This window comes from Corallococcus sp. M7, from assembly GCF_054512695.1.
Genome location: NZ_CM137252.1, coordinates 2,304,149 through 2,318,281 on the forward strand (window position 1 = coordinate 2,304,149; position 14,133 = coordinate 2,318,281).

The following is a 14,133-nucleotide window of genomic DNA, read 5'->3' on the forward strand; positions in this document are numbered from 1 at the left end:
CGGCGGGCAAAAGGATCCATGGAACGTCCATTCCGCCCGCCGTGAGACGCACTCCGTGTCAGCGTCCGAGCGCCTGTAGCACCACGTTGGCCGCGTTGTGGCCCGCCGCCCCGATGACACTCCCGGCCGGGTGGCAGCCCGCGCTGCAGAAGTAGAGCCCCTGCACCGGCGTCTCATAGGGCAGCCGGTCGGTGAACCCGCGCTTGTTGTCCACATGATGGATGTGGCCGCGGGTGATGCCGAAGTGGGATTCAATCTTCGGCGGCGTGAGCGCGAAGTACTCCTGCACCAGGTCGCTGGTGCCGGGCGCGAAGCGGTCGCAGATGGACAGGAGGTGCTTCACGTAGCGCGCCTCCTCCTTCTCCCAGGTGGTGCCCTCCAGCTTCTCCGGCACCCACTCCACGAAGAGGGCGGAGTTGTGGTGGCCTTCCGCGTCCTTCAGGGAAGGGTCCACCGTGGTGTGCACGTACCACTCGATGGAGGGGAACTCCGCCAGCCGTCCGGCCTTCGCCTCCTTGTAGCCGTGCGCGAGCGCCCCCAGCACGTCGTCCTCCTGGGGCAGCAGGTGGATGGTGGGCCCGAACTGGCCCCGGTCCTCCGGCAGGCAGGTGAAGGTGGGCAGGGACTTGAGGCACAGGTTCACCTTCAGCGTGGTGCCCGGCGCGGACAGCCCGTCCACCATGCTCCGGTAGTCCTGGTTCAGCGCCTCCGAGTCCACCAGCTTCAGCGTGCGGAAGGGGTCCGCGTTGGAGACCACGACCTTCGCGGACAGCTCCTCGCCATTCTCCAGCACCACGCCCTTCACCACGCCGCTGTCCACGCGCACCGACGCCACCTTCGCGTTCGTGCGCAGCTGGGCGCCGTGCTTGCGCGCGAGCGCCGCGATGCGCTGGGTGACGGTGCCCATGCCGCCTTCGACAATCATCCACGTCCCGCCGCTGCCCGGCAGCCGGCAGAGGTTGTGCACCAGCAGGTTCATGCCCGTGCCCGGCGTGTCGTAGCCGCCGTCCAGGCCGGAGAACGCGTCGGTGACGGCGTACATCGCCTTCACGAAGTCGGACTTGTAGCCGAAGCGCTCCAGGTACTCCCGCGCCGTGCCGCGACACAGATGGATGAAGTGCTGGCGCAGGGCAGGGCGCACGTACCGCTCCGCCGTCTCCTCCAGCGGCCGGGGCGGCAGGAGCCACGCGGGCGCCAGGTCCTCGCGCAGCGCCGCCAGCTCCGTGTTCATGGCGACGTGGGCGTTCCAGTCCGCCTCGGAGAAGAACTCGCGGAACTGCCGCTCCAGCTCCCGCTCATCCGAGCCGAAGAGCAGGTAGCGCTTGTCCATCGTGGGCAGGAAGTAGTGCGGGTCGCGCCGCTTGAGGGGCAGCTCCAACTGGAGCTCCTGGAGCAGCTCCGGCGGCATCAACCCCAGGAGGTACGCGCCGGTGGAGACGCCCAGCTTCGGGGCCGTGCGGAACGGGTACTCCGTCTTGCACGCGCCGCCCACCTGGTCCTTCTCTTCCAGCACGGTGACCGACAGGCCCCGGCGCGCGAGCATCGCCGCCGCGACAAGTCCGTTGTGGCCCGCGCCCACCACGATGACGTCTGGCATGTCTTCCTCCTTGGGGGAAAAGGCCGTTCCTACCCGAGCCGCTGCCTCCCCGACAAACACCGTGCGTCTTGCGCTGGACGTCAGGGCCGGAAAGAGTCGCGCCCGCCACGTGAACGCCCCCCACTCCGACGCGCCCCCGGCCTCCGTTCCTCCCCCGGCTCCGCTGGATGCCCCGGTCCTTGTCCGGCCGGGACTGCCCGCGGGCCTGCGCGTGCTGGGGCTCCTCGCGGTGGCGCTGGTGCCCTGCGCCCTCGCGGTGAGCGAGTTGGGGCGCATCCACCCGGACGAGGTGTTCCAGGCGCTGGAGCCCGCGTACTGGCGCGTGCACGGCTACGGCATCCTGGCCTGGGAGTGGCGCGAGGGCCTGCGCAACTGGGCCGTCCCCGGCGTACTGGCCGCCTTCCTCAAGGTGGCGCACGGGTTCGGCGTCACCGACCCGCGCGTCTACCGGGGCGTGGTGGCGCTGCCCCAGTTCGCCCTGCATGCCTGGAGCCTGTGGGCCGTGTACCGCTTCGCGGAGCGGCGGGCGGGCCCGTGGGGTGGGGCGCTCGCGGTGCTGCTCGTGGGGCTGAGCGCGCCGGTGCTCCTCTTCGCCGGCCGCACCCTGTCGGAGTCCTTCTCCGCGTCCTTCCTCCTGGTGGCCATGGAGGCCCTGGACCGGCCGGACATCGGGGCGGACGCGCGCGTGCGCCGGGCGGGGCTCGTGGGCGGCATGGCCCTGGGGTTCGCCGTGGTGACGCGCTACCCGTCCGCCCTCTTCGTGGTGGCCGCGCTCCTGTGGCTGGCCGCCGCCCGGAGGTGGCGCCTGCTCGGCTTCACCTGCGTGGGAGGCGCCGCGGTGGCGGTGGGGCTGGGCCTGCTCGACTGGGGCACCTGGGGCGCGCCCTTCCACTCGTTCCGGGCCTACGTGGACTACAACCTGCTCTCCGGGAAGGCCGCCGCCGCGTTCGGCGCCTCACCGCCGGACTTCTACTGGGAGCCGCTGCTCCAGGCCGTGCCCCTCTGGGCCTGGGCCGCCGTGCCCCTGTCGCTGGCCCCCCTGGTGCGCTTTCGCGCGCTGTCCCTGCCGCTCACCTGCGCGGCCGTCTACACCGCCGTCCTCCTGGCCACGCCCCACAAGGAGGAGCGCTTCCTCTACCCGGGGCTGGTGGTGGCGCTGCTCGCGGCGGCGTCCCAGTTGGCCGCGTCCTTCGCCACGCTCTCCCGGCAGGGGCCGAGGAACGGGGCGGCGGTGCTCGCGCTGGCCCTGGGGTTCGTGCATGGCCGGGGCTTTCCCTCCAGCGACCTGCGAGCGGACCAGTTCCGCGCCATCGTCCGGGCCACGCGGGGGGACGCGACGGGGCTGCTCATCGTCAACGAGGGGCTGTGGGGCTCCGGGGGCTTCTTCTACATCGGCAAGAACATCCCCTGGCGCACCTGCGACTGGCCCCGGGACGCGGCCTTCCAGGCCTCCATCCGCGACCGCGCCTTCAACCGCGCCGTCACCTTCGAGGGCCGGGTCCTGCCGGAGCTCCAGGCCGCCGGCTTCCGCGTCGTCCGCGAGGTGGGGCGCGAGACCCTCCTCGTCCGCGACTGAAACGAAGGCGGCGGCCGGGCAGGGGAGGGGAAGCCCGCAAAGCCGAAGCGCCGGCATCCCCGGAGGGATGTCGGCGCTTCAGGTGAGACAGAACGGCCGGGACACACGCGGAAGTACGCTACCGTTGCTTCCTTCCGGACCTGGCGGGGTTCGCGCCCCCACGTTGTCCCGACCACAAAATCCGTGCTGCTACTTCGAAAATAACAACGGAGAGGGTGGGATTCGAACCCACGATACCCTTTCAGATATACACGCGTTCCAGGCGTGCGCCTTCAACCGCTCGGCCACCTCTCCAGAGACTTTGGAGCGGAGAGCGTAGGATTCGAACCTACGGTACCGTTGCCGGTACGCCTGATTTCGAGTCAGGTGCCTTCGACCACTCGGCCAGCTCTCCAGAATATTCAGTTTTCGCGTCGCTTCGCGCGCAAGCGCTCGAAGAACGTCTTGAGAAGCTGGCGACTGTCGTCCGCCAGGATGCCACTTGTCACTTGGAGCCGGTGGTTGTGCCGGGGCTCTTCCACCAGGTTGTACAGCGAGCCGACCGCGCCCGCTTTCGGGTCCATTGTACCAAAGACGAGTCGGGTGACACGAGACTGAACCAGCGCACCGGCGCACATGGCACACGGTTCCAGCGTCACGTAGAGGGTCACCCCGGAGAGTCGCCACGCATCGCGTGCTTTCGCGGCGGCGGCGAGGGCAATCATTTCGGCGTGTGCGAAGGGGTTCCGGTCGCATTCGCGGCGGTTGTATCCCGTGCCCACGACGTTGCCGTCGAGCACCGCCACCGCACCAACCGGTACTTCCCCGAGTGAAGCCGCTTCCCGCGCGAGCTCTAGAGCCTGCTGCATGAAAGCGATGTCGTCACTCATGAGACGTGCGCGCCAAAGAAGAAGTGGCGCTCCCTGGAGGATTCGAACCTCCGGCCTTCGGATTCGTAGTCCGACGCTCTATCCAGCTGAGCTAAGGGAGCATTTCTTCCGGCTGCTGCTTTACATCAAGTGGCGGAGAGAGAGGGATTCGAACCCTCGATACCCTTTCGAGTATGCAGGTTTAGCAAACCTGTGCCTTCAGCCTCTCGGCCATCTCTCCAACTCTTCTCTGTCAAAGAACCACGAAACTCAAGCTCAAAATCGGAGGCGGTAGGATTCGAACCTACGGAAGGCTTTCACCTTCTGCGGTTTTCAAGACCGCTGCCTTCAACCGCTCGGCCACGCCTCCACAGCAGGTGCCGCTCGGTTCCCGGCGGGCCAACCGCGCCCGTGGGGCCGCCCTTCTACATCATTTCTTCCGCGTGGCAAGCGAGATGTTGGCCCCTTTTTTACGACCGGGGCCCCATCCGCCTGACTACAGGGGGCGCAGTTCCTTCAGCCCGCCCATGTACGGCACCAACGCCTCCGGGATGGCGACGCTTCCGTCCTCCCGCTGGTAGTTCTCCAGGATGGCGATGCTCGTGCGCCCCACGGCCAGCCCGCTGCCGTTGAGGGTGTGCACCATCTGGGGCTTGTCCCCCTTCTGGGGGCGGAAGCGGATCTTCGCGCGGCGGGCCTGGAAGTCGCCGCAGTCCGAGCAGGACGAAATCTCCCGGTAGGCGCCCTGGCCCGGCAGCCAGACCTCGATGTCGTAGGTCTTGCGCGCGCCGAAGCCCATGTCTCCGGTGCACAGGAGCATCACGCGGTGGTGCAGCCCCAGCCGGCGGAGGATGTCGCACGCGTCGTCCGTCATGGCCTCCAACTCGTCCAGGCTCTTGTCCGGCTGGGAGAACTTCACGAGCTCCACCTTGTGGAACTGGTGCTGGCGGATGAGGCCGCGCGTGTCGCGCCCCGCGGCGCCGGCCTCCGCGCGGAAGCACGGGCTGAAGGCGCAGTAGCGGATGGGGAGCTGCTCGCCCTCCAGGATTTCGTCCGCGTGATAGTTCGTCACGGGGACTTCCGCGGTGGGGATGAGGAAGCGCTCGGGGTCGCCGGACGTCTTGAAGGCGTCGTCCTCGAACTTGGGCAGCTGGCCGGTGCCCATCATCGTCTCGCGCAGCACGAGGTAGGGTGGGAGCAGCTCCGTGTAGCCCTTGGACGTGTGCACGTCGATCATGAACGTGACGAGCGCGCGCTCCAGCCTGGCCAGGGCGCCCTTGTAGAAGGTGAAGCGGCTGCCAGACACCTTCGCGGCGCGCTCGAAGTCGAGCATGCCCAGCGACTCGCCCAGCTCGAAGTGCTGCTTCGGCGTGAAGAGGAGGTTGGGCTTCTCACCCCAGCTCTTCACCTGGACGTTCTCGTCCGCGCTCGCGCCCACCGGGACGGACTCGTGGGGCACGTTGGGGATGACCAGCAGGATGCGGTTGAGCTCCTCCTCCACTTCCTTGAGGCGGGCCTCCTTCTCCTTGATCTCCTGGGAGACGCCGCGCAGGTCGCCGCGCAGCTTCTCCAGCGCGGCCGGGTCCTCCTTGGCCTTGCGCTTCATCTCCTCGTTGGCGGCGTTGCGGCGCGCGGCCAGCGCCTCCATGGAGACATAGAGGTCGCGACGCTCGGTGAAGAGCGTCTGGAAGGGGCCGAGGTCCAGGCTGCCGCCCCGCGTCTTCAGTCGGGCGACGACCGCATCGAAGTTCTGCGCAACGTTCCGGAGGTCCAGCATAGGGGCCCGCCTTGTAGTCATCCCGGGCGTGGGCCGGCAAGGCTCACCACGCGCCGGGTGCTCAAGGCCGGACGCCCGGAGGGGTGAGACTAGTGTTCGAGGTCGTAGATTTCGTCCTCGATGTCCTTCTTGTCCGCCGCGTCCGGCTTCTTCACCAGGTACTCCTTGAAGGCCGTGATGGCGTCCTTGCGCTTGTTGCGCTCCTTGTAGGCGAAGCCCAGGTAGTAGAAGGACTGGGCGTTGTCCGGCTCGGCGGTGGTGGCCTTCTTGTACCAGTCAATGGCCTTGGCGTACTGGGCCTGCTCGGTGAAGGCGCGCGCGACCTTGTAGTAGACGTACGTGAGCTTCGGATCCGCCTTGAGCGCCGCCTGGTAGCGGCGGACGGCGTCGTCCCAGCGGGCGGCGTTGAAGAGCACGTCACCCATGGCGCCCATCACCCGCGTGCGCTGCGGATCCGCCTTGAGCGCCGCCTCGAAGGAGGCGATGGCCTCGTCGAACTCGCCGCGCTCCAGGTGGGCGTGGCCCAGGGCCTCGTGCGCGTCCGCGTAGTTGGGCTCCAGCTCCACGGCGGCCTTCCACTGCTCGACGGCGTCCGGCAGCCGCTTCGCGTCGCGCAGGATGACGCCGTACGCGTACTTGTAGTCCGGGCGCTTGGGCGCGCGGTCCACGGCGGTCTTCATGCTGTCGAGCGCCTGGGTGTACTCGGAGCGCTTCGCGCGCACGAGGCCCAGGTAATAGAGCGCCTCGTGGTTGGACGGCTCGTTGCGCAGCGCGAGGCCCAGGTTGCTCTCCGCGCCGGCCAGGTCGCCCTTCTCCAGGAGCACCGCGCCCAGGGTGATGGGCGTGGTGATGGAGCGGGGGTCCTCCGCCTTGGCCTTCTCCAGCTCCGCGGCGGCCTCGTCCAGCCGGTGCAGCCGCCAGAGGACCAGGCCGCGCTGCAGCCGGCCGTCCTTCAGCAGGTGCGGATCCAGCTCCAGGGCGCGGTTGGCCTCCGCCTCCGCGCGGGTGGCGTCCCCATTGAGCAGGGACACGCGCGACAGGCCCAGGTGGGCGTCCGCCAGGTTGGGGTCCAGCTGCACGGCGCGATCGAACTCCTGCTGCGCGAGCAGGCTGTTGTTCTCCGCGAGCGCCAGCTCACCCAGGCCCGCGTGCACGCCCGCGTGCTCCGGCGCCTGCTGCGCGGCGGCCTCCAGCAGGGCGCGCGCGTCCGCGTTGCGGTGCTGCCGGAGGTACAGGCGGCCCAGGTACAGGCCCGCGTCCACCAGCTTCGCGTCAGCGGCGTTGGCGCGCTTGAAGTGGCCCTCCGCCTCCGTGGGCTTGTCGAGCGCGTCCTCGATGCGGCCGTAGAGGTACGCGATGCGCGCCTCGTTGGGGAAGCTCTTGCTGGCGGCCTCCACGGCGGTGAGCGCGTCCTGCATCTTGCCCGTCATCACCAGCGCGGTGATGTGGCCGTCCACGTACTCCAGGTTGTCGCTGTCCTCCTTCGCGAGCGAGGTATAGAGCGGCAGCGCGCCGTCGTAGTCGCGCTGCGAGCGCAGCACCTGGGCCAGCTGGGCCTTGATGAAGTCGGAGTTCGGGTTGTCCTTGAGGGCCGTCTTCAGCTCCGCTTCCGCCTCCTTGGGCTTGAACTGCTGGAAGAGGGCCACGCCCTTGAGGCCGCGGGCGCGGGCGCGCTCGGCGGGCCCCAGCGCGTCCTGGAGCTTCAGGGCGCTCTCCACGGCCTGGGCGCCCTGCTCGATGTTCGACTTGCGCACCAGCAGCTCCACCGCGGCCAGCTCCACCGCGGAGGCGGCGTGCTGCGGATCCGCGGCGAGCGCTTCCGCGTAGGCCTTGGCGGCCTCGTCGGCCTTGCCCTGCGCCTGGTACAGGTTGCCCAGCGCGTGGTGGGCCTTGGCGGACTTCGCGTCCTTCTCCAGCACCTTGGTCAGCGTGGCGACGGCGTTGCCGATGTCCTTCTGCTGCGCGTAGGACTCCGCCAGGAGGAAGGAGAGCTCCAGGTCGCCCTGGTTGTCCTCGCGGACGGCGGCGTCACGCAGGCGGGCCTGCACCTCCGCCCCCTTGCGCTGGGTGAGCGCGATGCCGGCGGTGGTCTTGATGACCTCCACGTTCTTCTCACCCAGGAGCTCGATGGCCTCCATGTGCTTGCCGCACGCGGTGAGGTCGGAGCGCTCGCCGTCCGCGTAGCGGCGCTGCAGGTAGGCGACGGACTGGCACCAGAGGGCGCGGACCTCCGGGTACTCGTTCTTCGCCAGCACCTGGGCGCTCTTCGTGCGCGCTTCCTTATAGCTGGCGTAGGTGTCCGCCAGGAGCCCCTTGCGAGCCTCCTCGACGAGCTTCGCCTCGGCGGAGCCGGAGGACACGCGGGAGGGGAAGAACTTGTTGCGGCCGAAGGCGCCGTAGCGGCTGGCCTCGAAGCTGGCGCCGGTGCCCAGCACGAGCACCGCCACGCCCGCGGCGATGATGGCGGGCATGCGCTTCTTCCACTTGGCGTCGGACGCGCTGCGGTCCACGACGGACACCGCGGCCATGCGGCCTTCGTAGAGCTGGCGCAGCCGCTCCATGCTGGCCTGGGGGTTGGCCGGATCCGTGGTGCCCGCCGCCTCGGGGGCCGGCGCGCCCGGGGTGGCCGCGAGCGGCACGGCCTTGGCCGGGCCCTCCATCAGCCGCTGGATGGCGGCGGCGAACACGGGCACGGTGCCGATGGCGGACCACGCCTCCGAGTCCGGCGACACGTCCTCGTTGCCCAGGAGCTGGCCGTCCTCGAGCATCTTGACGATGACGCCCTCTTCGAACGGGCCGAACATCTTCCCGGAGCGGCGGCGCACGTGGAAGCGCTTCACCTGCACGCGGCCACCGGCGTCCTTGCCGGCGCTGTCGTCAATGAAGCTGAGCATCTCCAGGCCGTCCGCGGGGCCCGCGGCGGGCGGGGGCGGCAGCGGCGCGGAGAGGTCCGCTTCCAGGTCATCCACGGGCGCGGCGGTGGGGTCGAACTCCAGCGCGTCCGGCAGGCCCGTGGCCGCGGAGGACGGGACGGGCGCGGGGTCGCCGAAGTCCACGTCACCGAAGTCCACGGCGGGGTTGACGCGCGCGGGCGGGGGCGGCGCGGCCGGGGCGGGGTCGCCGAAGTCCAGGCTGAAGTCCGGAGCGGGCGGCGCGGCCGGGGGCGGCGACGAGAAGTCCACGGCGAACGGATCATCCGTGGGCACGGGGGCCTGACCGTACGCGGGGGCCTGGTTGTACGCGGGGGGCGGCGGCTCCGCGAAGTCGAAGGACACGGCCTGGGGCGCGGCGGGCGAGGGCAGGTCCGAGAAGTCCATCGCCTGGGGCGCGGCGGGCGAGGGCAGGTCGGAGAAGTCCATGCCGGGCGAGGGCGGCAGGGCGAAGGGGTCCTCGCTCGCGGAGGGCAGCCCACCCAGGTCGTAGGACGGCGCGCCAGCGGCGGGCGGCGGGGGCAGGGCGAACGGGTCCGCGTCGGGAGGCGGGGCCGCGTAGGCGGAGGGCGGCGGGAGGCCGAACGGATCCGCTTCCGGCTCCGCGGGGGGCGGGGCCAGGGCGAACGGATCCGCCTGGGGCTCCGGCTCGCCGTAGCCGTAGGTCTGCGGGTGGGGACGCGCCGCCGCGGCGGGGCCGTGGGCGTTGTTCGGGTCGTTGATGTCGAAGGTGAACGCGTCCTCCGGCGCCGGCTGCGCGGGGACGGGCAGGGTGCCGTCGTCCGCGAAGTCGAAGTCGGGCGTACCGAAGTCGGCCTCGGCGGGCGGGGCGGCGGCGACGGGCTCTTCGGAGAAGTCGAAGTCGCGAGCGGTGCCGGCGGGCTCGTTCGAGCCGTAGGCGGCGGGCGCGGCGGGCTCGCGGTAGGCGGCGTTGGGGACGGGGATGGCGACGACGCGGGTCACGTCCTCGCGCGGCTCGGAGAAGTCGCTGGTGTCGACCGAGGAGAACTCGCCGCTGCTCACCTCCGCGAAGTCATCCTCCGCGGGCGCGGGGGCCGGCGGCGCGGCGTCCATGTCGAAGTTGAACGAGTCGTCCGGCAGGGCCACCGGCGCGCCAGGTCCCGCGTCGAGCGAGATGGCCCGGGGCGCGGCCACGCCCGGCGAGGCATAGGCCGCGGGCGGGACCTCGTCGTCGAAGGAGAACGGATCCTCGGGGACGGGCGGCGCGGCGTTGCCCGGCAGCGGGATGGCGGCGGAGCGGGGAGCGGCGGTGCCCGGGAGCGGAATGGCCGGACCCGCGCCCATGGGGATGGCGGCGGACTGGGGGGCGGCACTGCCAGGAAGCGGAATCGCGGCGGACTGCGGCGCCGGAGGGGCCGCGCGCGGGGCGGCGGTGCCCGGGAGCGGAATCGCGGCCGACTGCGGCGCGGCGGCACCCGGCAGCGGGATGGCTGCGGACTGCGGCGCCGGAGCGGCGGCGCGCGGCGCGGCGGTGCCCGGGAGCGGGATGGCCGGACCCGCGCCCATGGGGATGGCGGCGGGCTGCGGCGTGGCACTGCCCGGCAGCGGGATGGCTGCGGACTGGGGGGCGGCGCCAGGAAGCGGAATCGCGGCGGACTGCGGCGCCGGAGCGGCCGCGCGGGGAGCGGCCTGGCCCGGCAGCGGAATCGCGGCGGACTGAGGCGCGGCGCTACCCGGGAGCGGAATGGCGGCGGCCTGCGGCGCGGCGCTGCCCGGGAGCGGAATCGCGGCGGCCTGGCCCGGCAGCGGAATGGCGGCGGACTGCGGAGCGGCGCTGCCCGGCAGCGGAATCGCGGCGCCCTGGGGCGCAGCGGGGCGGGGCGCGGCGGTGCCCGGCAGGGGAATGGCGGCGGACTGCGGCGCGGCATTGCCCGGGAGCGGGATGGCGGCGGCCTGGCCCGGCAGCGGGACGGCGGCGGGCTGCGGCGCCGCGGAGGGCGCGGCCTCGGGAGCTTCGGCGCTCGCGCCATCGGCCTTGATGGGGAACGTGGTCTGGCACCGGGCGCACTTCAGCTTCGCGCCGCCGGGCGGGATCCGCCTGTCATCGATGTTGTAATTCGTCTGGCACGACGGGCAGGAGACTTTCATTGTTTTCCTTCGACGAGACCGGCTGGCGCGCGCACGCGCAGCTAATGACGGGGGCGTGCGATGGTCCGCGCGGCGCGTGCAGGCTAGCAGAGCCGTTTCAAGCCCGGAAAGAACGCGCCCCAGGTGTGCACCGTTGTCACCCAGCCGGGCAGGAGGGCGGGCGCCCGCCAACACCAACAGTGTGCATCCCTTTTCCAGGTCCCCTCCCGGGGTGGTAGACCCGGCGGCGCATGGATCCCATCGTCATCCTCGGGGCGGGCCTGGCGGGCCTGTCCACCGCGCACTTCCTCAAGCGCCCCTGGCGCCTCATCGAGAAGTCCGACCGGGTCGGCGGCCTCATCAAGACCGAGGTCATCGACGGGTGTTACTTCGACCCCACCGGCCACTGGCTCCACCTGCGCGACCCGGAGATCCAGCAGCTGGTCAACACGCTCTGGATGCCGGACCAGCTGGTGCGCATCCAGCGCCGCGCCGCCATCTTCTCGCGCGACACCTTCACCCGCTTCCCCTACCAGGTGAACACCCACGGGCTGCCGCCGGAGGTCGTGGCGGAGAACCTGGTCGGCTACGTGGAGGCCATCTACGGGGAGAAGGGCCGCGCCCTGCGCGAGCGCGACCCCGTGAACTTCGAGGAGTTCATCCTCCGCTACATGGGTGAAGGCTTCGCGAAGAACTTCATGCTGCCCTACAACCAGAAGCTCTGGACCGTGCACCCGCGCGAGATGTCCGCCGCGTGGGTCGGCCGGTTCGTGCCGCGCCCCACACTCAAGGAGGTCGTGGACGGGGCGCTCGGCGCGGGCAGTGATCAGCTGGGCTACAACGCGTCATTCCTCTACCCGCGCGAGGGCGGCATCGAGAGCCTGGCGCGCGCGATGAAGCAGCACCTGACGGGCGGCGAGCTGAGCGTGCGCACCGAGCCCGTCTCCATCGACTGGAAGGCGAAGCAGGTCACGCTGTCGGATGGGCGCACCCTGCCGTATTCGGGGCTGGTGTCCTCCATCGCGCTGCCGGCGCTGGTGGAGCTGCTCGGGAAGGGCGCCTCCGGCGTGCCGGACGAGGTGCGGGCCGCGGCGAAGCGCCTGCGCGCCTTCATCGTCACGTACGTGTGCGTGGGCGCCCGGGGCGCGAACCGCCAGCCGTGGCATTGGATCTACCTGCCGGAGCCGGAGTTCCACTCGTACCGCATCGGGGCGCCGTCGGCGGTGTACGCGCCCCTGGCCCGCCGGACACGGCCAGCTTCTCCGTGGAGTTCAGCCACCACGGCGAGCTGTCCGTGGCGGACGCGGAGCGGTTCGCGGTGGAGGACCTGGTGCGCTCGCGGATGATCCACTCGGCGGACGACATCCTCTTCGCCAGGGGGCGCGAGATTCCCAACGCGTACGTCCTCTACGACGACGCCTACGGCCCCGCGATGGCGGAGGTGAAGCGCTTCCTGGAGCACGCCGGCATCCTCATGGCGGGCCGCTATGGAAAGTGGGAATACGCGTCCATGGAGGACGCCATCCTGGACGGGCGGGCTTGCGCCCGGACGCTGAACGGCTGACGCAAGGAGTCGTCTCCTGTCGACGGTGGTCCGGGGGCGTGCTACGCCCCAATGCCTTCCCTTCGCATCTCCGGACCCATGGCCCTGCACCTCTCCGTCGTCATCCCCGTCTACAACGAGGAGTCCATCATCGCCCAGGCAGCCGAAGAGCTGCGCCAGGGGCTGGATGCTCGCGGGCTCGACTACGAAATCATCTTCGCGGAGAACGGCTCGCGCGACGCGACGCCCCGGCTCCTGGAGGAGATCTGCGCGAAGAACCCGCGCCTGCGCTGGTTCCACTCGGAGACGCCCAACTACGGCGTGGCGCTGAAGGCCGGCATCCTGAAGGCCCAGGGCACCTATGTGGTCTGCGATGAAATCGACCTCTGCGACCTGACCTTCTACGACGCGGCGCTGCCCCGGCTGGAACGCGGCGAGGCGGACATGGTCGTGGGCTCCAAGGCGGCCAAGGGCGCGAGCGACCAGCGGCCCCTCATCCGCCGCGCGGCCACGCGGGTGCACAACAAGCTGTTGCGCGTGGCGCTGGGCTTCCAGGGCACGGACACGCACGGCCTGAAGGCGTTCCGCCGGGAAGCGCTGCTGCCCGTCATCCAGAAGTGCGTGGTGGACATGGACGTGTTCGCCAGCGAGTTCGTCATCCGCGCGTGGCGCGAGGGGCTGAACGTCATGGAGATCCCCATCCAGCTCCATGAGAAGCGCCAGCCGTCCATCCACCTGTTCAAGCGCGTGCCCAACGTGCTCAAGAACGTGGGCAAGCTGTTCTACGTCATCCGCGTCCGCGGGACCTGAGCGCAAGGAGTGCCCCATGACGGCAGCGCGCCTGGCGTCCATCTCCGTCGACCTGGATTCGCTGCCGCACTACTGCCGGATCCACGGGCTGCCCGAGTCGCTGCTCGATGAGCGCGCGCGGACGCTGATCCACCGCGTGGCGGTGGCGCGCTTCCTGGAGCTGTTCGCGGCGGTGGGTGTGCCCGGGACGTTCTTCGTCATCGGCGAGGACCTGGAGTCGGACCCCGGCGCGGTGGACAGCATGCGGCGCTCCCACGAGGCGGGGGTGGAGATCGCGAGCCACAGCCACGCCCATGATTACGCGCTCACCCGGCGTGGGCCGGACGCCATCGCGGAGGACCTGGCGCGCGCGGACGCGGCCATCCTCAAGGCCGTGGGCGTGCGTCCTTCCGGATTCCGTGCCCCGGGCTACACGCTGAACGCGGACCTGTACGCGGCCACCGTGGCGCAGGGCTACCAGTACGGCTCGTCCGCGTTTCCGGCGGCGCCGTACTACGCGGCGAAGGCGGCGGTGATGGGGGCGCTCGCGGCGCTGGGGCGGCCGTCTCGCTCCGTGTTGGACACCCCGCGCGTGCTGCTTGCGCCGCGTGTGCCGTACCGGCCAGACCCCGCGCAGCCCTACCGGCGCGGTTCGGGGGCCGTGCTGGAGCTGCCCATGACGGTGACGCCGGTGGTGCGCTTCCCGTTCATCGGCACGTTCGCGACGACGCTGCCTCGCGGCACGATGCGCGCCGCGTATCGCACGTGCCGGGCGGATGCCTTCTTCAACTTCGAGCTGCACGGTGTCGACGTGCTGGACGCCACGGACGGGATTCCCCCGGAGCTCGCGCGGCAGCAGCGGGACCTGCGCGTGAGCGCCTCGAAGAAGATGGAGCGGCTGCGCAGCATCTTCCAGTGGCTCAAGGACGACTTCGACGTCGTCACCCTGCGCGACGCGGCGGGGCAGTTGTCCGCGACGCTCTGA

Annotated in this window: 9 protein-coding genes, 5 tRNA genes and 1 other RNA gene; 5 read left to right on the plus strand and 10 right to left on the minus strand. The window is 70.7% G+C overall.

Annotated features, from left to right (window positions below; translation table 11 throughout):
* Positions 1–58: 58 nt before the first annotated feature.
* Positions 59–1,597, minus strand: coding sequence for a phytoene desaturase family protein (locus ACX114_RS09680; protein ID WP_459296923.1), 1,539 nt, complete (start codon positions 1,595–1,597; stop codon positions 59–61).
* Between the two features lie 109 nt (positions 1,598–1,706).
* Here ACX114_RS09680 and ACX114_RS09685 point away from each other — a divergent pair, with 109 nt between their 5' ends.
* Positions 1,707–3,173, plus strand: a complete 1,467-nt coding sequence (locus tag ACX114_RS09685; RefSeq protein ID WP_459296925.1) for a glycosyltransferase family 39 protein — start codon at positions 1,707–1,709, stop codon at positions 3,171–3,173.
* 86 nt (positions 3,174–3,259) lie between these two features.
* On the opposite strand, the gene ffs is transcribed toward ACX114_RS09685, so the two are convergent.
* From ffs to ACX114_RS09730, 9 genes are all read right to left on the minus strand, one after another.
* An RNA gene (gene ffs, locus ACX114_RS09690) (signal recognition particle sRNA small type) lies at positions 3,260–3,352 on the minus strand.
* A 28-nt stretch (positions 3,353–3,380) separates the two neighbouring features.
* Positions 3,381–3,467, minus strand: a tRNA-Ser gene (locus ACX114_RS09695).
* A 13-nt stretch (positions 3,468–3,480) separates the two neighbouring features.
* Positions 3,481–3,567: transfer RNA gene (locus ACX114_RS09700), tRNA-Ser, on the minus strand.
* A 7-nt stretch (positions 3,568–3,574) separates the two neighbouring features.
* Positions 3,575–4,042, minus strand: coding sequence for a tRNA adenosine(34) deaminase TadA (gene tadA, locus ACX114_RS09705; RefSeq protein ID WP_459296927.1), 468 nt, complete (start codon positions 4,040–4,042; stop codon positions 3,575–3,577).
* 24 nt (positions 4,043–4,066) lie between these two features.
* Positions 4,067–4,143 (minus strand) — tRNA-Arg (locus ACX114_RS09710).
* Between the two features lie 29 nt (positions 4,144–4,172).
* Positions 4,173–4,262, minus strand: a tRNA-Ser gene (locus ACX114_RS09715).
* A gap of 42 nt (positions 4,263–4,304) precedes the next feature.
* Positions 4,305–4,391: transfer RNA gene (locus ACX114_RS09720), tRNA-Ser, on the minus strand.
* A gap of 126 nt (positions 4,392–4,517) precedes the next feature.
* Positions 4,518–5,798, minus strand: a complete 1,281-nt coding sequence (gene serS, locus ACX114_RS09725) for a serine--tRNA ligase (RefSeq protein ID WP_459296929.1) — start codon at positions 5,796–5,798, stop codon at positions 4,518–4,520.
* Between the two features lie 89 nt (positions 5,799–5,887).
* A complete protein-coding gene (locus ACX114_RS09730; protein WP_459296931.1) occupies positions 5,888–10,837 on the minus strand; it encodes a tetratricopeptide repeat protein in 4,950 nt (1,649 codons plus the stop codon).
* Between the two features lie 230 nt (positions 10,838–11,067).
* On the opposite strand from ACX114_RS09730, the gene ACX114_RS09735 reads away from it, so the two are divergent.
* The 4 genes from ACX114_RS09735 (at position 11,068) to ACX114_RS09750 (ending at position 14,133) form a co-directional block, all read left to right on the plus strand.
* Positions 11,068–12,162, plus strand: coding sequence for a protoporphyrinogen/coproporphyrinogen oxidase (locus tag ACX114_RS09735; protein WP_459296933.1), 1,095 nt, complete (start codon positions 11,068–11,070; stop codon positions 12,160–12,162).
* A complete protein-coding gene (locus ACX114_RS09740; protein WP_459296935.1) occupies positions 12,111–12,380 on the plus strand; it encodes a hypothetical protein in 270 nt (89 codons plus the stop codon). The genes ACX114_RS09735 and ACX114_RS09740 overlap by 52 nt, the downstream gene beginning before the upstream one ends.
* Before the next feature lie 78 nt (positions 12,381–12,458).
* A complete protein-coding gene (locus tag ACX114_RS09745; protein ID WP_014394809.1) occupies positions 12,459–13,169 on the plus strand; it encodes a glycosyltransferase family 2 protein in 711 nt (236 codons plus the stop codon).
* A 16-nt stretch (positions 13,170–13,185) separates the two neighbouring features.
* Positions 13,186–14,133: a polysaccharide deacetylase family protein gene (locus tag ACX114_RS09750; RefSeq protein ID WP_459296937.1), complete on the plus strand. Its 948-nt coding sequence runs from the start codon at positions 13,186–13,188 to the stop codon at positions 14,131–14,133.

Excerpts from the sequence above, each read along its gene's own strand:
- ACX114_RS09745 (WP_014394809.1), top strand. The coding sequence starts at position 12,459 with ATGGCCCTGCACCTCTCCGTCGTCATCCCCGTCTACAACGAGGAGTCC.
- tadA (WP_459296927.1), bottom strand. The coding sequence starts at position 4,042 with ATGAGTGACGACATCGCTTTCATGCAGCAGGCTCTAGAGCTCGCGCGG.
- ACX114_RS09730 (WP_459296931.1), bottom strand. The coding sequence starts at position 10,837 with ATGAAAGTCTCCTGCCCGTCGTGCCAGACGAATTACAACATCGATGAC.
- ACX114_RS09750 (WP_459296937.1), top strand. The coding sequence starts at position 13,186 with ATGACGGCAGCGCGCCTGGCGTCCATCTCCGTCGACCTGGATTCGCTG.
- ACX114_RS09680 (WP_459296923.1), bottom strand. The coding sequence starts at position 1,597 with ATGCCAGACGTCATCGTGGTGGGCGCGGGCCACAACGGACTTGTCGCG.
- serS (WP_459296929.1), bottom strand. The coding sequence starts at position 5,798 with ATGCTGGACCTCCGGAACGTTGCGCAGAACTTCGATGCGGTCGTCGCC.
- ACX114_RS09735 (WP_459296933.1), top strand. The coding sequence starts at position 11,068 with ATGGATCCCATCGTCATCCTCGGGGCGGGCCTGGCGGGCCTGTCCACC.